Source organism: Citrobacter sp. Cb080 (assembly GCF_030334745.1).
Lineage (GTDB): Bacteria > Pseudomonadota > Gammaproteobacteria > Enterobacterales > Enterobacteriaceae > Citrobacter > Citrobacter braakii.
On record NZ_JAOWDG010000024.1, the window covers coordinates 118841 to 137233 of the forward strand.

An 18393-nucleotide genomic window follows, 5' to 3' on the forward strand; every position below is an offset into this window, starting at 1 on the left:
TGAAATGATTATCAACCGGAGGATGCCATGTCGACACCCGATTCCAGTGGCAAAAAAGCCCCACAATTTTCTTCTTTCAAGCTAGCGCCTGCGCCACAAAAGGCTGACGACTGCTGCTGCGAAGGAAGTTGCTCCACCCCACCACCCGTATCCGGTACCGTAATGGGTACCCGCTACTCCTGGAAAGTGGCAGGCATGGACTGTGCAGCCTGCGCCCGAAAAGTGGAGAATGCGGTCCGCCAGGTCAACGGCGTCAACCAGGTCCAGGTTCTGTTCGCCACCGAAAAACTGGTAGTCGACGCGGGTTCCGATATCCGCCTGCAAGTTGAAAGCGCAGTGCAAAAGGCAGGCTATACCCTGCGCGATGAGCAAGCGCCAGACGCCGCCCCCGAGTCGCGGTTTAAAGAGAACCTGCCGCTGATTTCGCTGATTATCATGATGGCGATTAGCTGGGGGCTGGAGCAGTTCAATCACCCCTTTGGCCAGATAGCATTTGTCGCCACCACGCTGGTAGGTTTGTATCCGATTGCCCGTCAGGCCCTGCGTCTGATGAAAACCGGCAGCTACTTTGCCATTGAAACGTTGATGAGCGTGGCCGCCATTGGCGCACTGTTTATCGGCGCGACGGCCGAAGCCGCCATGGTGCTGCTGCTGTTTTTAATTGGCGAACGCCTGGAAGGATGGGCCGCCAGCCGCGCCCGTAAAGGGGTCAGCGCACTGATGGCGCTCAAGCCGGAAACCGCCACGCGCCTGCGTAACGGCGAGCGCGAAGAGGTTGCTATCAATACTCTCCAGCCAGGCGATGTTATCGAGGTTGCCGCGGGTGGGCGTTTACCTGCCGATGGCAAGCTGGTCTCCGGATTTGCCAGCTTTGATGAAAGCGCCCTGACCGGCGAATCGATACCGGTTGAGCGCGCCACCGGCGAGAAAGTCCCGGCGGGCGCCACCAGCGTGGACCGTCTGGTAACGCTGGAAGTACTCTCCGAACCGGGTGCCAGCGCCATTGACCGTATTCTGAAATTGATTGAAGAAGCGGAAGAACGCCGCGCCCCCATTGAGCGCTTTATTGACCGTTTCAGCCGGATTTACACCCCAGCCATTATGGCGGTTGCGTTGTTGGTCACCCTTGTACCACCGCTGCTGTTTGCCGCATCCTGGCAGGAGTGGATTTATAAAGGGCTGACGCTGCTGCTGATTGGCTGCCCATGTGCGCTGGTGATTTCCACACCCGCCGCCATTACCTCTGGCCTTGCCGCCGCGGCGCGTCGTGGCGCGTTAATCAAAGGCGGGGCCGCGCTGGAGCAGTTGGGTAGGGTAACGCAGGTCGCGTTTGATAAAACCGGCACCCTGACCGTCGGTAAACCGCGCGTCACGGCGATTCACCCGGCAAGCGGTATTGGCGAGGCAGAACTGCTGGCGCTGGCGGCAGCAGTAGAGCAAGGCGCGACGCACCCGCTGGCGCAGGCGATTGTTCGGGAAGCCCAAACGCGCGAACTGACTATCCCTGTCGCAAAAGATCAGCGGGCGCTGGTTGGCTCGGGCATTGAAGCACTGGTCAACGGCGAACGCGTGCTGATTTGCGCCGCCGGTAAGCAGCCTGCCGATGCTTTTGCCGGGCAGATAAGCGAGCTGGAAAGCGCGGGTCAAACGGTGGTGCTGGTGCTGCGTAACGATGCCGTTCTCGGCGTGCTGGCTCTACAGGACACGCTGCGCGACGACGCCCGTAGCGCCATCAGCGAGCTTAATCAGATTGGCGTGAAAGGGGTGATTCTGACGGGCGATAACCCGCGAGCGGCGGCAGCTATTGCCAGTGAATTGGGTCTCGAATTCAAAGCGGGTCTATTACCGGAAGATAAAGTACAGGCCGTTACTCATCTTAACCAACAGTCGCCGCTGGCGATGGTCGGCGACGGCATCAACGACGCTCCGGCAATGAAAGCAGCCACCATTGGCATTGCGATGGGAAGCGGGACCGATGTCGCCCTGGAAACCGCCGATGCCGCCCTGACCCACAACCGCCTGCGTGGTCTGGTGCAAATGATTCAGTTAGCCCGCGCCACCCACGCCAATATTCGCCAGAACATTGCGATTGCGCTAGGCCTGAAGGGGATTTTCCTCGTCACCACGCTGCTCGGGATAACCGGACTGTGGCTGGCGGTGCTGGCAGATACGGGGGCGACGGTACTGGTGACCGCTAACGCGCTGCGGTTACTACGTAAAGGATAATGCGTCTGTGCCGGACGGCAGTTGCATTAGCGCCATCCGGCTAAGATTACTGGCCTTTGCGCACCAGATAGCGGTACGGCAGAGAGTCTGTCTCTTTTGCCACCAGCTCATGCTCCATAAAGGTACAGAAGCCAGGAATGTCACGGGTTGTCGCCGGATCGTCGGCGACAATCAGCAGCGTTTCACCCGCTTGCATGCCGCGCACGGTTTTACGCACCATCATTACGGGTTCCGGGCAGCGCAGCCCCTGGGCATCAAGAGTATGGTCGGGAGAGGTAAACAGATCGCTCATCGTAGTCTCGTTCATTCAAAAACGGCGTTATTTTACGCTCTGTTGTGGCGTAAGCCAATCAGGTTAACGATTGCGTGAAAAACAACCATTGCAATGTGCTCTTAAAGCAGTATCATGCGACGGTTTTTTATTGGGTTCCCTCACCCCATCCAACAAAAAGGTCACAATATGACTCCGTTTACACAATCTCAACGCGTAAAAGCGTTGTTTTGGCTATCGCTATTTCATCTGCTGGTGATCACCTCCAGCAACTATCTGGTGCAGCTACCGATCTCCATTTTTGGTTTCCATACCACATGGGGCGCTTTCAGCTTTCCGTTTATTTTCCTCGCGACCGATCTGACCGTGCGTATTTTTGGCGCACCGTTGGCACGACGTATCATCTTTGCGGTAATGATCCCCGCGCTGCTGATCTCCTATGTCGTTTCATCACTGTTCTATATGGGATCGTGGCAGGGATTCGGCGCACTGCTGCACTTTAATCTGTTTGTCGCCCGTATCGCCGCCGCCAGCTTTATGGCTTACGCGCTGGGTCAAATTCTGGATGTGCATGTCTTTAACCGCCTACGTCAGAACCGTCGCTGGTGGCTGGCGCCAACGGCTTCCACGCTGTTTGGCAACATCAGCGATACGTTAGCCTTCTTCTTTATCGCTTTCTGGCGCAGCCCAGATGCCTTTATGGCCGAGCACTGGATGGAAATCGCGCTGGTTGACTACTGCTTCAAAGTGCTGATCAGCATTATTTTCTTCCTGCCGATGTACGGCGTGCTGCTGAATATGTTACTGAAAAGGCTGGCAGATAAATCCGAAATCGCTGCATTGCAGACGAGTTAAAGGTTCATTTTCCGAGTTGTGATAAGATGGACGAATGAGCCGTTATGGCCGTTTATCGAAAGGAAGAAGTCAATGCGCAATCTGGTTAAATATGTCGGTATTGGCCTGCTGGTTATGGGGCTTGCGGCCTGTGATAATAGCGATACAAAAGCGCCAGCAGAGGGTGCTGCCGCAGAAAGTAGCGCCACCGGACAACCGGTCAGCTTGCTGGACGGTAAACTCAGTTTTTCCCTGCCAGCGGATATGACCGATCAGAGCGGCAAACTGGGCACCCAGGCGAACAATATGCACGTTTATTCTGACGCAACCGGCCAGAAAGCGGTGATTGTGATTGTTGGCGACAATACCAACGAAGACCTGGCTGTGCTGGCAAAACGCCTGGAAGATCAGCAGCGTAGCCGCGACCCGCAGTTGCAGGTCGTCACCAATAAATCTATTGAGCTGAAAGGCCACACGCTGCAGCAGTTAGACAGCATCATCTCGGCCAAAGGCCAGACCGCTTACTCTTCCGTGGTGTTGGGTAAAGTCGATAACCAACTGCTGACTCTGCAAATCACGCTGCCTGCTGACGATCAGCAAAAAGCGCAGACTACCGCAGAAAACATCATTAACACGCTGGTTATCCAGTAACGGTTAAGACGATGACTCGGCCTCCGGTGACACCACCTGAGGCCGTTTTTTTAATCGCCAGGTCAGCAATAACGCCACCGCCACCAGCCCTGCCGCCGCCAGATAGATAACCGGCACGCCCGCCCAGGTCATGACCAGCCCAGCCAGCGGCCCCGTAACTCCCAGTGATAAATCCATAAACACCGTATACGTCGCCAGCGCAGCGCCCTGATTTTGCTGCGGGACGGCTTTTACCGCCACCACGCCCAGCGCCGGGAACACCAGCGAAAACCCTGCACCGGCCAGCAGGACGCCGCTTTTCGCCATCCACGGCATGGAAGCCATCCCGACCAGCAGCAACCCAACAATCTCGACGCTAAAGCAGATCATCGCCACATTTAGTCCACCTAAACGGTTGATACCATTTGGGAATAACAGGCGGGTCCCCACAAACGTGCAGCTAAAAAGCGTCAGCGCGAAAGCGGCGCCGTCCCAGCCTTTGGCATCATAAAACAGGGTAATGAAAGTGGCGATCACGCCAAATCCGGCTGAGGCCAGGGCCAGCGCCATGCCGTACAACCAAACACGCCCAAGCACCGCGCGAAACGGCAATGGTTTGCCTTTGCTGGCCTTCACCGCCGGACGAGGGAGCGCCAGCAGTATTGCCAACAGCGCCACGCCCATCACGGTCAGCGCCAGTCCCTGTAAGCCACCCCAGGCATAAAACAGAACGCCCAGCGGAGCGCCTATCGCCATCGCGCCATAGGTCACGATGCCGTTCCACGAAATCACCCGTCCGATGTGCATTGAACCAACGACCCCAACCCCCCACAGCGTAGAGCCAGTCCCGGCAAAGCTTTGCCCGATCCCTAGAATCACGCGCCCCAGGCATAACAGCAGCAGGCTGCCCAGCGGCCAGCCATTCGTGAAGCCCGCCAGGAAGTAGCCCAGACCACTTAAAAAACAGCCACACAGTCCGAATACCACAATCTTCTTTGGCCCCAGCAGGTCGGCATAGCGACCGGCATGTGGACGGCTCAGCAGCGTAGCGAAATATTGCAGGCTGATGACCAGCCCTGCCCAAAAAGCGCTAAATCCCATCACATCATGGACATAGCCTGGCAATACAGCGAGCGGCAGACCAATGGTCAGGTAGCTGGCGAAGTTAAACATCACCACAGAGACAATACGCAGATTAAGGCGTAAACCGCTAAGCGTCGGTTCAGCGACGGGTTCGGGCATGGAGGATCACCACGTTTTCACAACAGTGTTTCATTTCTACCATGTTGCCGGGCAGAAATCAGTAGTCAGTTTCGGAATATCAGTCGCAAGCCAACCGCTACACTTAATGCAAAAACGCAAACAGGAAGACGACATGACAACCGCCCAGCCCGATAAAACGGGTTTGCACATTCTGCTCAAACTGGCCGCTCTGGTGGTGATCCTCGCGGGTATTCATGCCGCGGCGGATATCATCGTACAGCTTCTGCTGGCCCTTTTTTTTGCCATTGTATTGAATCCGCTGGTCACCTGGTTTATTCGCCGGGGTGTACGTCGGCCAGTCGCGATAACGTTAGTCGTGGTGGTGATGCTGATCGTTCTTACGGCGTTAATCGGCGTTCTGGCGTCATCCATTACTGAATTCATGGCCATGCTGCCAAAATACAATAAGGAGCTGACGCGCAAGGTTCTGTATCTGCAAGAGATGGTGCCTTTTCTGAATCTGCATATGTCCCCGGAGCGCATGCTGCAACGTATGGATTCCGACAAGCTGATGACCTTCACAACTACGCTGATGACAAGTCTTTCTGGTGCCATGGCCAGCGTCGTTCTGCTGGTGATGACGGTGGTCTTTATGTTGTTTGAGGTGCGTCATGTTCCCTATAAGCTGCGCTTTGCGCTGAACAACCCCCAAATCCATATTGCGGGGCTGCATCGGGCGCTGAAAGGTGTTTCTCACTATCTGGCGCTGAAAACGTTGCTCAGCTTATGGACCGGTGCCATCGTCTGGCTCGGACTGGCGCTAATGGGGATTCAGTTTGCTCTGATGTGGGGTGTGCTGGCATTCCTGCTAAACTACGTGCCCAACATTGGCTCGGTCATTTCCGCCGTTCCACCCATGATCCAGGCGCTGCTGTTCAACGGCGTTTACGAATGCGTGCTGGTTGGGGCGCTGTTTCTGGTGGTGCATATGGTAATTGGCAACATCCTTGAGCCCCGCATGATGGGGCACCGGCTGGGATTATCGACGCTAATCGTCTTTCTCTCTCTGTTGGTGTGGGGATGGCTGCTTGGTCCGGTAGGTATGCTGCTCTCCGTGCCGTTAACCAGCGTGTGTAAAATCTGGATGGAAACCACCACAGGCGGTAGCAAACTGGCAATTTTGCTGGGACCCGGCAGGCCCAAAAGTCGGCTACCCTGAAAACTACCAACCGAGGTAGTTATTATATTTCCATATTGACGTTAAAATGACGTCAACACAGCTATATACAGTGGCTTATCTTAAATAAAGAGTGAAAAGGAATTCATTCTTTTATAAAGGAAATATATAATCCACATGCATTATTCTTTGCCAAAAAACATAAAAGTAATGAACACATCCAAAGCATTTAACTTAAACTATCCACTTAGATTTAAAGGTTATTTTATTTGATACGTTTTCTCTAAAAATCTATACTTCTCGCCGATGATGATGCTGAAAAGTTTCTGTTGAAGAAAGTCATAGAATATTATCATCCGGTCATCTCATTGCCTCGCTATCAACAGAGTGAAATAAAACGCTAATTTAGTTTAAATAAAATTGCAGGTGATAAAGGGTGCATCATGATTCCGGAGCTTATAAGTTAACATGTATAAACGGTACTTTGAGAGGGAGTTTTAATGAAACAGTATATTAAGTGGTTTGCAGCCATTGCCGTTGTCGGTGCACTGGCGGGTTGTGCACGTACTGCGCCGATTGATCAAGTTCACACCAGTGTGAGCGCGGGACATACTCAGGACCAGGTTAAAACCGCGATCCTGAAAGCCGGTATTCAACGCCAATGGGTCATGTCCGAAGCCGGACCAGGTATTATTAAAGCTCGCCAACAAACCCGCGATCATGTGGCTGAAGTCCGTATCACTTATACCGCCACCAGCTATGACATCAAATATGACAGCAGCCTCAACCTGCAGGCTTCTGGTGGAAAGATTCACAAAAACTACAACCGCTGGGTACGCAATCTGGATAAAGACATCCAGCTTAATCTGTCAGCCGGCGCCAATCTGTAATTACGCCTAAAGTCGGGCCGAAAAGGCCCGATACTCTTACTATCTGCCATTTAACAGGTTGTCCCCACATGTACGAACAGGATTCGCTTAGCGCACTGGATGCCATTACTGAAGCACAACGTATCGCCTTTGCCCCTATGCTATTTCAAACCGCGTTGTGTCTGCGAAATGCTGGAGTACTCACCTGGCTGGACAAGCAAGGTAAACGCGGCGCCACGCTCGACGAGATTACCGAAAACAGCACCATCAACGAATATGCCGCCAGCATCCTGTTGGATATGGGGTTAAGTGGGCGCATCATTACCCACAAAGAGGGATATTATTACCTCGCTAAAGTCGGTCATTTTCTTTTACATGACACGATGACGCGTGTGAATATGGACTTCACCCAGGATGTTTGTTATCAGGGGCTGTTCTATCTGGAAAATGCACTGAAAGAAGGAAAACCCGCAGGGTTAAAAACTTTTGGCGACTGGTCAACAATCTATCCTGCACTATCACAATTACCGCTGGCTGCGCGTGAAAGTTGGTTTGCTTTCGATCATTACTATTCAGATGGAGCATTTGATGCCGCATTGCCATATGTATTCGCCAGCGCCCCTGCAACCCTGTACGATGTCGGCGGAAATACCGGGAAATGGGCATTACGTTGTTGTCAACATGATGACAATATTACTGTCACCCTATTAGATTTGCCGCAACAAATTGCACTTGCCCGCGAAAATATAGAAAATGCAGGATTATCTCATCGCATAAATTTCCATGCTGTGGATATGCTTAGCGACTCGCCTTTACCTGCCGGCGCTGATATCTGGTGGATGAGTCAATTTCTGGACTGTTTTTCTCCGGAACAAATTATCGCTATGCTGCGCAACGTTGCCCGGGTGATGAAACCGGGCGCGAAGCTGTTCATTATGGAACTGTTTTGGGATGCCCAAAAATTTGAAGCGGCCTCATTTAGCCTGAATGCGTCTTCGCTTTATTTTACCTGTATGGCGAATGGCAACAGCCGTTTCTACAGCGTAGAGAGGTTTTATCACTATCTGAATCTGGCAGGTTTTCAGGTAGATGAACGCCACGACAACTTAGGTGTTGGGCATACTTTATTGATATGTCAGAAGAAAAAATAAGAAACAATCGGAACAACCGATTTACCGCGGATACGCGTTGATGAAATTTGCTTTCAACATTATAGACTGGCAGGCCAGGGCGCCAGGGTTAAGCGAAACAGAACAGTGGCATGAATGGTCACGGCTTTCGCACGCCATCGATCCCACTGCGCCATTGGCTAAGCTCAACGAGTTACCGATGATGACGGCTCGCCGACTCAGTTCCGGCAGCAAACTGGCCGTCGATTGTGGGCTGGCGATGCTACGCCGCCATGATATCAATGCTGTTTTGTATACAAGCCGCCATGGTGAACTGGAGCGTAACTACAGGATCCTGCACGCCCTGGCGACTGGGCAGGCACTCTCACCAACCGATTTTGCCCTCTCTGTACATAACTCTGCTGTGGGTAACCTGACGATCGCTGCGAAAAAACCGATTGCCTCCTCCTCGCTTTCTGCTGGCAGGGATACGTTCCAGCAAGGGCTATGTGAAGTCATCGGGCTGTTGCAGGCGGGATATCAGCGCGTATTGATGGTCGATTTCGACGGTTTTCTGCCCGAGTTTTATCACCCACAGTTACCACCAGACATGCCAACATGGCCGTTTGCCGTCGCGCTGGTCATTGAATCCGGTGATAGCTGGCAATGTGAAACCCGTCCGCACTGCGGGCGGGGTGAGACAACGTTGCCGCAAAGCCTATTGTTTTTACAACATTACTTGCAAGATACCGAGGCGTTTACCCTGTCTGGCGAACGCGTACAATGGCAGTGGAGTCAGGGATGAACACGATGCTCCTGCGGCTTAACCGGGTATGGCGACTGGTGATGACCGGTCTTTGCTTTGCCCTGTTTGGCCTCGGCGGACTCCTTCTTTCTACGTTCTGGTTTAACGTCTTGCTGATCGCGATATGGGATAAAGCCCGACGTCGGCGTATCGCCAGACGCAGCATCGCCGCCAGTTTTCGCCTCTTTTTAACGGTGGCGAAACGGCTTGGTGTGTTGGACTACCAAATTGAAGGACGAGATATTTTACGCAATGAACAAGGATGCCTGGTCGTCGCCAACCACCCGACGCTCATCGATTACGTGCTACTGGCATCGGTAATGCCCGAAACCGACTGTCTGGTGAAAAGTGCACTACTAAAAAATCCGTTCCTCAGCGGCGTGGTCCGGGCGGCAGATTATCTGATTAACAGCCAGGCTGACGCGCTATTGCCCGCGTGCCAGCAACGTCTGGAACAAGGCGATACTATTTTAATTTTCCCCGAGGGAACCCGTACACGCCCCGGAGAGGAAATGACGTTACAGCGTGGTGCGGCGAATATCGCCGTGCGCTGCAGCAGTGATTTACGCATAGTGACCATTAAATGCAGTGAACAAATGCTGAACAAAGAAAGCCAATGGTACGACGTCCCATCGGTAAAACCCATGTTTACCATTTCAGTACACGAGCGGGTTAAGATCGACCAATTTTACGACGCAAATTCACAAGAACCGGCGCTGGCCGCAAGGCAGTTGAACCGGCATCTTTTGCTTCAATTACAACCAGGTACTTTACCTCTTTCAGGAATTAATGATGCAAGCGCTTTATCTTGAAATCAAAAATCTCATTATAACGACATTGAATCTCGACGAACTAACAGCTGACGATATTGAAACCGAAGCGGCACTCTTTGGCGATGGCTTAGGCCTGGACTCAATCGATGCCCTGGAGCTGGGTCTGGCGGTGAAAAACGAGTATGGCGTGGTCCTCTCAGCGGAGAGCGAAGAAATGCGTCAGCACTTCTTCTCCGTCGCCACGCTGGCATCTTTCATTCACGCGCAACGTGCCTGAGGATAGTCCGTTATGACCGAACAAAAAGCCATTTACGAAGAAGTCTCCTCACTGCTGGTCAAGCTGTTTGAAGTTGACCCGCAAGATATTAAGCCTGAGGCGCGCCTGTACGAAGATCTGGAACTCGACAGCATCGACGCAGTCGACATGATCGTGCATCTTCAAAAGAAAACCGGTAAGAAAATCAAGCCGGAAGAGTTCAAAGCAGTACGCACCGTACAAGATGTCGTCGATGCGGTTGAACGCCTTCTCATAGAAGCGTAATTCACCGTGTCAGGCACTCGCTCCCTGCCAGTCGTACAACTGCTGACAGGTCTACTGTTGTTGGCCTGGCCGTTTTTGATCTGGTTTGGCCTGGCGCATAACAGTCTGCACTGGTTGCTGCCGTTAATGGCGCTACTCCTTTTTTTACGCTTTCGCCAGGTCCGGCGACAGGCGGGACCGTTGCGCGTCGTGACACAGGTAGTGGTGATCGCGGGTATCACCTTATGCATTGCCAGTTATCTGCTCAAAACGCACCAGCTGCTGCTGTTTTATCCCGTAGTGGTAAACGCCGTCATGCTGTCGGTTTTTGGTGGTTCTCTGTGGTCAGCGATGCCCATCGTTGAACGTCTGGCGCGGCTGCGCGAACCAAATCTGCCCAAAGCAGGCGTGCGCTACACGTACCTTGTGACACTAATCTGGTGCGCCTTTTTCATCATCAATGGCAGCGTTGCGCTCTTTACTGCATTGAATGGCGATATGACCCTGTGGACGACCTGGAACGGTATGGTTTCCTATCTGCTGATGGGAACATTGATGGTAGGCGAGTGGTTAGTTCGCCAACTGGTGATAAAGCGAGATACCCAATGAAGCAGCCCCTCACACTTGCTCAATGGCTCTGTGCCCCACGACCGGACGACATTCCTGTTGCGTGGCAAGAAGATCATACGTGGACACTTGGCCATCTGCGCCATGATGTGGCCCAGTTGATAACGCAACTGCAGCAGCAGGAAGGTGAACGCTGGGCATTATGCTTCGAGAACAGCTATTTATTCATCGTCGCGTTGCTGGCAACGCTCCATGCTGGCAAAACACCGGTGATCCCGGGACATTGTCGCGTCTCGTTGTTAAACGAGCAGCACTTGCTGTTTGATGGCGTACTGAGCGATAAAGCGCTGGACTGGCAGGGAACGCTGCGAGTGGTCAGCTCTGCCATGACATCTGTGGCCCACGACATCACGTTCCCGATAATACGCAGTGACGCCTTTGTGGAGCTATTCACTTCCGGTTCGACCGGCCAGCCGAAACGCGTAATCAAACCGATTGCTCGTCTGGATAGCGAAGCAGCATTGCTCGCTACGCGTTTTGCTGATCGTCTGGCAGGTTGCCGGGTCGTCGCGTCAGTGGTACCGCAACACCTGTATGGTCTGACGTTTCGTATCTTCTTGCTGATGGCTTTAGGCCTCCCGCTGCATGCGGCGATGCTTTGGTATGCCGAACAACTGGCGGCACTGAGCCCTGATCATCGGTATGCGTTTATCAGCAGTCCGGCGTTTCTGAAACGCCTCGACCACCACCTGACACCGCCGCCAATCGAGTTGATTCTTTCCGCGGGCGGCATGCTGTCCTGGCAGGACGTCAAGCAGGCTGCTGACTGGCTGAATGTCTGGCCCGATGAGATCTACGGCAGCACTGAAACCGGAATCCTCGCGTGGCGCTATCGCCATCAGGATGATGTGACATGGCTGCCTTTTCCCGGAGTCAGATTCCAGTCAGAAGACGACGCGTTTCGTGTGTTTTCACCACTAATTGCAGCTGATGATGGCCTGTTACTCGATGATATTCTTCAGTTTATCGAAAACGGACAGTTCCGCCTGATGGGCAGACGCGGGCGGGTGGTCAAGATTGAAGAGAAACGCATTTCACTCAGCGAAGTGGAGCAACGTTTACTGGCACTGGACGGTATCCGTGAAGTCGCAGCATTGCCCGTCTCACGCGGAGGACGTCAGGGCGTTGGTGTCCTGCTGGTACTGGATGACGAAGCCCGGCAACGCTGGCTTGAGTGCGGTGGTAAACCGCAAGAACTGACCTGGCGACGTTCGCTGCTGCCCTGGCTGGAGCCGGTCGCTGTTCCCCGCTACTGGCGGGTGATTGATGAGATTCCGGTCAACAGTATGAACAAGCGTGTCTATGCGCAATTACAGGAGTTATTTCATGAAACCCCATGAAATCGAGCGCCATCAGGCACTGCCTCATCAGGCTGAGATTGTTTTACAACTCGCCCCTTCTCTGTTTTGGTTCAGCGGGCATTTTAGCGTACAGCCACTGCTGCCGGGCGTTGCACAGCTAAACTGGGCGATGGATTACGCCACCACGCTGCTGGTCCCTGGCTGGCGTTTCCACAGTATTCAAAACGTGAAGTTCCAGTCACCACTATTGCCAGAGGCCACCGTCACCCTGAGTCTGAGCTGGCAGGAAGCGCGTCAGATGCTCACTTTTAGCTACCAGCGCCACGACGGTGACGTGCGCCATACCGCCAGCAGCGGGAAGATTCGGTTATGCCGTTGACCTTTTCCCCATGCGTGTTGATCCCCTGCTACAACCACGGCGCGATGATGTCGGACGTGTTGGATCGTCTTCGGCCGTTCAATCTCCCCTGCATTGTGGTGGACGATGGCAGCGACGAGACTACACGAGATGAACTGGCACGCCTGGCGGCAGAATACAGCAATTTGACGTTAATTCGCCTGCCCATCAACGCAGGCAAAGGCGCGGCGGTTATTCGCGGAATGCAGACGGCAGCAGATGCCGGGTTCAGTCATGCAGTGCAGGTCGATGCCGACGGGCAACATGCCATTGAAGATATTCCCAGGCTGCTTGCATTGGCAAAAGAACATCCGACAGCACTGATTTCCGGACAACCGATTTACGATGATTCGGTTCCTCGCTCGCGCCTGTACGGTCGTTGGGTAACCCATATCTGGGTGTGGATAGAAACGCTCTCGTTGCAGCTCAAAGACAGTATGTGCGGCTTCCGGGTGTATCCGGTGGCTCCCACGCTGCAACTGGCACAGCGTGTAACGCTTGGCAAACGGATGGATTTTGATACTGAAGTGATGGTGCGCCTCTACTGGCAAGGCAACACCAGCTATTTTATCCCCACGCGAGTCACCTATCCGCAGGACGGGCTATCCCATTTCGACGCGCTTAAAGACAATCTGCACATTTCATTGATGCACACTCGCCTGTTCTTTGGCATGTTGCCGCGCATCCCCTCCCTGCTGTGTCGTCGTTCATCGACTCACTGGGCGCAGCAGCAGGAAGTCAAAGGGTTGTGGGGAATGCGTCTGATGCTGCTGGTCTGGCGTGTACTGGGCCGCAAAGCCTTCTCCCTGCTGCTGTATCCGGTCGTCGGCGTATACTGGCTCAGCGCTTCAACTGCCCGAAAAGCCTCTCAACGCTGGATTAGCCGCGTAAGAGCGCAACTGATCACACGCCGGATGCCAGTACCGCCAAACCTGACCAGTTATCAGCATTTCCTGCGTTTTGGCGGCGCGATGCTGGATAAGATTGCCAGTTGGCGCGGTGAACTGCACTTCGGTCGCGATGTGATTTTTGCACCAGGCGCAGAAAAAACGCTAAATGTCAGCGATCCTCGGGGAAAACTGCTGCTGGCTTCACATCTTGGCGATGTCGAAGCCTGTCGGGCACTGGCCCAGCTACAGGGCAGTAAAACAATCAATGCGCTGGTATTTAGCGATAACGCCCAACGCTTTAAACAGATCATGCAAGAGATGGCGCCGCAGGCTGGATTAAATCTGCTCCCGGTGAACAGTATTGGTCCAGATACTGCCATTCTGCTCAAAGAGAAACTGGAGCGCGGTGAATGGGTAGCCATCGTAGGCGATCGCATCGCAGTCAATCCCCAACGCGGCGGCGAGTGGCGTGTGTGCTGGAGCCGCTTTATGGGGCAAAACGCGCCATTCCCTCAGGGCCCGTTTATTCTTGCGTCTATTTTACGCTGCCCTGTAGATCTGATTTTTGCCCTGCGCCAGCAGGAGAAACTCCACATCTACTGCGAACCGTTTGCCGACCCGCTGCTCTTACCGCGCGCCACACGACAACAGGCATTACAGAATACTGTCGATCGATACGCCGAACGCCTTGAGCACTATGCGCTTCAGTCGCCCCTCGACTGGTTTAACTTTTTCGATTTCTGGCAACTGCCGGACACCAATGACAAGGAGTAAAGGGTGCTTAACGATCCCCGTTTTACGGCTGAAGTCGAGCTAACTATTCCGTTTCACGACGTCGATATGATGGGCGTAGCGTGGCATGGTAACTACTTCCGTTACTTCGAGATTGCCCGTGAGGCACTGCTGAACCAATTCGATTATGGCTATCGGCAGATGAAAGAATCTGGCTATCTGTGGCCCGTGGTCGACACTCGGGTGAAGTATCGCAATGCGCTGACTTTCGAGCAGCGTATCCGTGTACGCGCCCAAATTAAAGAGTACGAAAATCGCCTGCGAATCGGCTACGAAATTTTTGATGCCGAAACAGGTAAACGTGCTACAACAGGCTACACCATCCAGGTCGCCGTCGACGAAAAAAGCCGTGAACTGTGCTTTGTCAGCCCGGATATTCTGTTTGAACGGATGGGAGTGACACCATGAAATTATGGCCATTGCTCGTGCTGCTCGTCAGCCCTTTCGTCAGTGCCCTGACGCTCGACTCCCTACAACAGCGTTTTACCGAACAACCGGTGGTTCGCGCCCACTTCGATCAAACCCGGACGATAAAGGATCTACCACAACCGCTGCGATCTCAGGGCAAGATGTTGATCGCCCGCGACAAGGGGTTGCTGTGGGATCAAACGTCCCCGTTCCCGATGCAGCTGCTGCTGGATGACAAGCGGATGGTTCAGGCAATTAACGGTCAACCACCGCAGACCGTTACCGCTGAGAATAACCCGCAAATGTTCCAGTTTAATCATCTGCTGCGGGCGTTATTCCAGGCGGATCGTAAAGTGCTGGAACAAAACTTCCGCGTGGAGTTCGCAGACTTAGGAGAAGGTAGCTGGACGCTACGCCTGACGCCAATCACCACACCGCTGGATAAGATTTTTGCGACGATTGATTTAGCAGGAAAGACCTACCTGGAGAGCATTCAGCTCAATGATAAACAGGGCGATCGCACCGATATCGCGCTTTCCCAACACCAACTAACGCCAGCGCAACTGACCGATGACGAACGCCAACGCTTTGCCGCCCAGTAAACGTCCCGCGCTGTTATGGGGAGTCATCTGCCTGCTTCTGCTGGGCATCTTTCTGACGCTGCTACCTCAGGCCCGCCTTAACAGCAGCGTGCTGGCCATGTTGCCAAAGCAGACGCTGGGCGCTATACCTCCAGGTCTGAACGAGGGATTTATGCAGCGCCTTGACCGTCAGGTGGTCTGGCTGGTGAGTCCCGGTAAGCAACCGAACCCAGCGATAGCCCGGGACTGGCTGGTTTTACTGCAAAAATCGCACGCGCTAGCCCAGGTAAAAGGTCCAATGGATGCCGACAGCCAGCAGGCCTGGGGGGTATTCTTCTGGCAACATCGTAACGGCCTGATAGATAACGAGACCCGCGCCCGGCTGCAAAACGGCGGCGAAGCGCAGGGCCAGTGGATCCTGTCCCAACTTTACTCCGCATTCTCCGGCGTCAGTGGCAAAGAGCTACAAAACGATCCCTTCATGCTGATGCGTGGCTCGCAGCTGGCCATGGTCAAAACTGGGCAGCGTCTGCGCCTGATGGACGGCTGGTTGGTCACCCAGGATGAACAAGGCAACTATTGGTATCTGTTACATGGCGAACTGACCGGTTCATCGTTTGATATGCAACAGACGCACCAATTGGTCACCACGTTGAATACGCTGGAAGGTGAGCTCAAAGCCCACTATCCACAGGCTCAACTGCTGTCTCGCGGGACGCTGTTCTATAGCGATTACGCCAGCCAGCAGGCGAAAAAAGATATCTCTACTCTCGGCATAGCCACTGTGCTCGGGGTGATCCTGCTCATCGTGGCTGTATTTCGTTCGCTGCGTCCGCTGCTGCTGTGCCTGATTTCGATTGGCATTGGTGCGCTGGCGGGGACCGTCGTCACGCTGATGATTTTTGGCGAGCTCCATCTGATGACGCTGGTGATGAGCATGAGCATCATCGGTATTTCCGCCGACTATACGCTCTACTATTTGACCGAACGAATGGTGCACGGTGCGGAAACATCGCCATGGCAAAGCCTTGCCAAAGTGCGCAATGCCCTGCTCCTGGCGCTACTCACCACCGTAGCGGCTTATCTGATTATGATGCTGGCCCCCTTCCCCGGTATTCGCCAGATGGCGGTATTCGCGGCGGTAGGTCTGAGTGCCTCCTGCCTGACGGTCATTTTCTGGCACCCGTGGTTGTGTCGTCGGTTGCCGGTACGCCCGGTGCCGGCAATGGTACTCATGCTACGCTGGCTTGCTGCATGGCGACGCAATAAAAAACTCTCCGTTGGCCTGCCGCTGGCACTGGCGTTGTTCTCGCTGGCAGGAATAGCGACGCTGCGCGTAGATGATGATATCTCCCAGTTACAGGCGTTGCCGCAGGAAATTCTCGCTCAGGAAAAAGCGATTACCGCCCTGACCGGGCAAAGCGTCGACCAGAAGTGGTTTGTGGTGTACGGCAAATCCGCTCAGCAAACGCTGGAGCGGCTGGAAACCTTTACCCCCGCGCTGGAACAGGCAAAAAAAGACGGGTTACTCAGCGGATATCGCACTATTCCGCTCAATTCACTCGCCCGGCAACACCAGGATCTCTCTCTGCTAAAAGATGCTTCTCCCGCCATCACGAAAGCCCTAAACAACGCCGGGCTGGCAACGGTGAACCCCGATCTTAGCGCCATGCCGGTAACCGTCGAAGCCTGGCTTGCCAGCCCAGCCAGTGAAGGCTGGCGCTTGCTATGGCTGTCTCTGGCTGATGGCGAAAGCAGCGTATTGGTTCCCGTTGAAGGGGTGAAACAAAGTGATGCTTTAAATACGCTCAGCGCGAAATATTCCGGCGTGGCGTGGGTGGATCGCAAGAGCAGCTTTGACAACCTGTTTGCCCTTTATCGCCATATTCTGACCGGCCTGCTGTGCATTGCGCTGGCGGTGATTGCCTGTGGCGCCATCATTCGGCTTGGCTGGCGTAAGGGCTTAATTAGCCTGGTGCCCTCAGTGCTGTCTTTAGGTTGTGGTCTGGCAGTACTGGCCCTGAGCGGTCATGCGCTCAACTTGTTCTCGCTGCTGGCACTGGTGCTGGTACTGGGAATTGGCATTAACTACACGCTGTTTTTCAGTAATCCACGCGGTACGCCACTGACGTCGCTGTTGGCTATCACGCTGGCGATGATGACCACGCTCCTGACGCTCGGCATGCTGGTCTTTAGTGCCACTCAGGCAATCAGCAGTTTTGGCATTGTGCTAGTAAGCGGTATTTTCACCGCATTTTTGCTGTCACCGCTGGCGATGCCAACGAAAAGAGAGAAGAAAAAACGATGAGTAAACCGATATTTCGTTGGTTGAGTGGGCTTTTGCAGAATGGCGGCATTGCCTTATCCGATCTACGTCAGCACACCATTTGTAGACCGGATAAGCGCAGCGCCATCCGACGGGGCCTGCTCGTCGCCACGTTGCTGCTGGCAGGTTGCAGCCACTCACAGCCGGAACAGAAAGGCCGCCCGCAAGCCTGGTTAGAGCCGGGTATTCGTGTAACGCTACCTGCTCCGGGGATTTCTCCCGCGGTGAATTCGCAACAACTACTAACCGGTAGTTTTAACGGCAAAACTCAGTCACTGTTGGTCATGCTCAATGCTGATGACAAGAAAATCACACTTGCCGGGCTGTCATCAGTCGGCATTCGCCTGTTCCTCGTGACTTACGATGAAAAAGGACTGCACACCGAGCAATCGATCATCGTTCCACAATTGCCGCCAGCCAGCCAGGTGCTGGCTGACGTGATGCTTAGCCATTGGCCGATTAGCACCTGGCAACCGCAATTACCCACAGGCTGGACGCTCGTCGATACGGGTGATAAGCGTGAGCTGCGCAATGCACGCGGCAAAGTGGTCACGGAAATCACGTATCTGAATCGAAGAGGAAAACGCGAACCGATCAGCATTGAGCAGCACGTTTTTAAATACCACATCACCATTCAATATCTGGGTGACTGAG

Annotated in this window: 20 protein-coding genes; 18 read left to right on the forward strand and 2 right to left on the reverse strand. The window is 53.9% G+C overall.

Annotated elements, in window-relative coordinates:
* Window positions 1-27 precede the first annotated feature (27 nt).
* Entirely contained in the window at window positions 28-2226 is a 2199-nt protein-coding gene (zntA, locus tag OGV38_RS02305; protein ID WP_131405421.1) for a Zn(II)/Cd(II)/Pb(II) translocating P-type ATPase ZntA, read from the forward strand.
* A 46-nt stretch (window positions 2227-2272) separates the two neighbouring features.
* Here the strand turns inward: zntA and tusA are convergent, their stop codons facing one another.
* Window positions 2273-2518 (reverse strand): sulfurtransferase TusA, encoded by a 246-nt coding sequence (gene tusA / locus OGV38_RS02310; RefSeq protein WP_003827551.1) that lies wholly within the window; start codon window positions 2516-2518, stop codon window positions 2273-2275.
* A 168-nt stretch (window positions 2519-2686) separates the two neighbouring features.
* Between tusA and OGV38_RS02315 the strand changes: the two genes are divergently transcribed.
* Together OGV38_RS02315 and OGV38_RS02320 are read left to right on the forward strand one after the other, a co-directional pair.
* Window positions 2687-3352: a 7-cyano-7-deazaguanine/7-aminomethyl-7-deazaguanine transporter gene (locus OGV38_RS02315; protein WP_016154846.1), complete on the forward strand. Its 666-nt coding sequence runs from the start codon at window positions 2687-2689 to the stop codon at window positions 3350-3352.
* A 72-nt stretch (window positions 3353-3424) separates the two neighbouring features.
* Window positions 3425-3982, forward strand: a complete 558-nt coding sequence (locus OGV38_RS02320; protein ID WP_016154847.1) for a DcrB family lipoprotein — start codon at window positions 3425-3427, stop codon at window positions 3980-3982.
* 3 nt (window positions 3983-3985) lie between these two features.
* Here OGV38_RS02320 and OGV38_RS02325 read toward each other — a convergent pair whose 3' ends face one another.
* Entirely contained in the window at window positions 3986-5203 is a 1218-nt protein-coding gene (locus tag OGV38_RS02325; RefSeq protein WP_016157668.1) for an MFS transporter, read from the reverse strand.
* A gap of 133 nt (window positions 5204-5336) precedes the next feature.
* Here OGV38_RS02325 and OGV38_RS02330 point away from each other — a divergent pair, with 133 nt between their 5' ends.
* The 15 genes from OGV38_RS02330 to OGV38_RS02400 all read left to right on the forward strand — a co-directional run bounded on the left by OGV38_RS02330 (window position 5337) and on the right by OGV38_RS02400 (window position 18392).
* Window positions 5337-6383, forward strand: a complete 1047-nt coding sequence (locus tag OGV38_RS02330) for an AI-2E family transporter (protein ID WP_016154849.1) — start codon at window positions 5337-5339, stop codon at window positions 6381-6383.
* 470 nt (window positions 6384-6853) lie between these two features.
* Complete coding sequence (locus OGV38_RS02335; RefSeq protein ID WP_029139728.1) at window positions 6854-7231, forward strand: hypothetical protein; 378 nt, start codon at window positions 6854-6856, stop codon at window positions 7229-7231.
* A gap of 68 nt (window positions 7232-7299) precedes the next feature.
* Window positions 7300-8361 carry a class I SAM-dependent methyltransferase gene (locus tag OGV38_RS02340; protein WP_016157670.1) on the forward strand — a complete coding sequence of 354 codons (1062 nt, stop codon included), beginning with the start codon at window positions 7300-7302 and terminating at the stop codon, window positions 8359-8361.
* 40 nt (window positions 8362-8401) lie between these two features.
* Window positions 8402-9124 (forward strand): beta-ketoacyl synthase chain length factor, encoded by a 723-nt coding sequence (locus OGV38_RS02345; protein WP_269519504.1) that lies wholly within the window; start codon window positions 8402-8404, stop codon window positions 9122-9124.
* Window positions 9103-9936 carry a lysophospholipid acyltransferase family protein gene (locus OGV38_RS02350; protein ID WP_085951091.1) on the forward strand — a complete coding sequence of 278 codons (834 nt, stop codon included), beginning with the start codon at window positions 9103-9105 and terminating at the stop codon, window positions 9934-9936. The genes OGV38_RS02345 and OGV38_RS02350 overlap by 22 nt, the downstream gene beginning before the upstream one ends.
* Window positions 9917-10174, forward strand: a complete 258-nt coding sequence (locus OGV38_RS02355) for a phosphopantetheine-binding protein (protein ID WP_016154854.1) — start codon at window positions 9917-9919, stop codon at window positions 10172-10174. Before OGV38_RS02350 ends, OGV38_RS02355 begins: the two co-directional genes overlap by 20 nt.
* A 12-nt stretch (window positions 10175-10186) precedes the next feature.
* Window positions 10187-10438: an acyl carrier protein gene (locus tag OGV38_RS02360; RefSeq protein ID WP_016154855.1), complete on the forward strand. Its 252-nt coding sequence runs from the start codon at window positions 10187-10189 to the stop codon at window positions 10436-10438.
* 6 nt (window positions 10439-10444) lie between these two features.
* Window positions 10445-11026: a COG4648 family protein gene (locus tag OGV38_RS02365; protein ID WP_286472900.1), complete on the forward strand. Its 582-nt coding sequence runs from the start codon at window positions 10445-10447 to the stop codon at window positions 11024-11026.
* The gene (locus OGV38_RS02370; RefSeq protein WP_286472901.1) at window positions 11023-12384 is read left to right on the forward strand and encodes an AMP-binding protein; all 1362 of its coding nucleotides are present in this window, start codon (window positions 11023-11025) and stop codon (window positions 12382-12384) included. The genes OGV38_RS02365 and OGV38_RS02370 overlap by 4 nt, the downstream gene beginning before the upstream one ends.
* Complete coding sequence (locus tag OGV38_RS02375) at window positions 12371-12724, forward strand: ApeI family dehydratase (protein WP_269519508.1); 354 nt, start codon at window positions 12371-12373, stop codon at window positions 12722-12724. Before OGV38_RS02370 ends, OGV38_RS02375 begins: the two co-directional genes overlap by 14 nt.
* Window positions 12715-14406, forward strand: a complete 1692-nt coding sequence (locus OGV38_RS02380) for a glycosyltransferase family 2 protein (protein WP_047415917.1) — start codon at window positions 12715-12717, stop codon at window positions 14404-14406. The genes OGV38_RS02375 and OGV38_RS02380 overlap by 10 nt, the downstream gene beginning before the upstream one ends.
* Window positions 14407-14409: 3 nt before the next feature.
* Window positions 14410-14832 (forward strand): acyl-CoA thioesterase, encoded by a 423-nt coding sequence (locus OGV38_RS02385; RefSeq protein ID WP_003827529.1) that lies wholly within the window; start codon window positions 14410-14412, stop codon window positions 14830-14832.
* The gene (locus tag OGV38_RS02390; protein WP_269519511.1) at window positions 14829-15434 is read left to right on the forward strand and encodes a LolA family protein; all 606 of its coding nucleotides are present in this window, start codon (window positions 14829-14831) and stop codon (window positions 15432-15434) included. Before OGV38_RS02385 ends, OGV38_RS02390 begins: the two co-directional genes overlap by 4 nt.
* A complete protein-coding gene (locus OGV38_RS02395) occupies window positions 15403-17721 on the forward strand; it encodes an MMPL family transporter (RefSeq protein WP_269519513.1) in 2319 nt (772 codons plus the stop codon). The genes OGV38_RS02390 and OGV38_RS02395 overlap by 32 nt, the downstream gene beginning before the upstream one ends.
* Window positions 17718-18392 carry a DUF3261 domain-containing protein gene (locus OGV38_RS02400; protein WP_077249789.1) on the forward strand — a complete coding sequence of 225 codons (675 nt, stop codon included), beginning with the start codon at window positions 17718-17720 and terminating at the stop codon, window positions 18390-18392. The genes OGV38_RS02395 and OGV38_RS02400 overlap by 4 nt, the downstream gene beginning before the upstream one ends.
* The last annotated feature ends 1 nt before the right edge of the window (window position 18393 follow it).

Excerpts from the sequence above, each read along its gene's own strand:
- zntA (WP_131405421.1), top strand. The coding sequence starts at position 28 with ATGTCGACACCCGATTCCAGTGGCAAAAAAGCCCCACAATTTTCTTCT.
- tusA (WP_003827551.1), bottom strand. The coding sequence starts at position 2,518 with ATGAGCGATCTGTTTACCTCTCCCGACCATACTCTTGATGCCCAGGGG.
- OGV38_RS02315 (WP_016154846.1), top strand. The coding sequence starts at position 2,687 with ATGACTCCGTTTACACAATCTCAACGCGTAAAAGCGTTGTTTTGGCTA.
- OGV38_RS02320 (WP_016154847.1), top strand. The coding sequence starts at position 3,425 with ATGCGCAATCTGGTTAAATATGTCGGTATTGGCCTGCTGGTTATGGGG.
- OGV38_RS02325 (WP_016157668.1), bottom strand. The coding sequence starts at position 5,203 with ATGCCCGAACCCGTCGCTGAACCGACGCTTAGCGGTTTACGCCTTAAT.
- OGV38_RS02330 (WP_016154849.1), top strand. The coding sequence starts at position 5,337 with ATGACAACCGCCCAGCCCGATAAAACGGGTTTGCACATTCTGCTCAAA.
- OGV38_RS02340 (WP_016157670.1), top strand. The coding sequence starts at position 7,300 with ATGTACGAACAGGATTCGCTTAGCGCACTGGATGCCATTACTGAAGCA.
- OGV38_RS02345 (WP_269519504.1), top strand. The coding sequence starts at position 8,402 with ATGAAATTTGCTTTCAACATTATAGACTGGCAGGCCAGGGCGCCAGGG.
- OGV38_RS02350 (WP_085951091.1), top strand. The coding sequence starts at position 9,103 with ATGGCAGTGGAGTCAGGGATGAACACGATGCTCCTGCGGCTTAACCGG.
- OGV38_RS02355 (WP_016154854.1), top strand. The coding sequence starts at position 9,917 with ATGCAAGCGCTTTATCTTGAAATCAAAAATCTCATTATAACGACATTG.
- OGV38_RS02360 (WP_016154855.1), top strand. The coding sequence starts at position 10,187 with ATGACCGAACAAAAAGCCATTTACGAAGAAGTCTCCTCACTGCTGGTC.
- OGV38_RS02370 (WP_286472901.1), top strand. The coding sequence starts at position 11,023 with ATGAAGCAGCCCCTCACACTTGCTCAATGGCTCTGTGCCCCACGACCG.
- OGV38_RS02375 (WP_269519508.1), top strand. The coding sequence starts at position 12,371 with ATGAAACCCCATGAAATCGAGCGCCATCAGGCACTGCCTCATCAGGCT.
- OGV38_RS02380 (WP_047415917.1), top strand. The coding sequence starts at position 12,715 with ATGCCGTTGACCTTTTCCCCATGCGTGTTGATCCCCTGCTACAACCAC.
- OGV38_RS02390 (WP_269519511.1), top strand. The coding sequence starts at position 14,829 with ATGAAATTATGGCCATTGCTCGTGCTGCTCGTCAGCCCTTTCGTCAGT.
- OGV38_RS02395 (WP_269519513.1), top strand. The coding sequence starts at position 15,403 with ATGACGAACGCCAACGCTTTGCCGCCCAGTAAACGTCCCGCGCTGTTA.
- OGV38_RS02400 (WP_077249789.1), top strand. The coding sequence starts at position 17,718 with ATGAGTAAACCGATATTTCGTTGGTTGAGTGGGCTTTTGCAGAATGGC.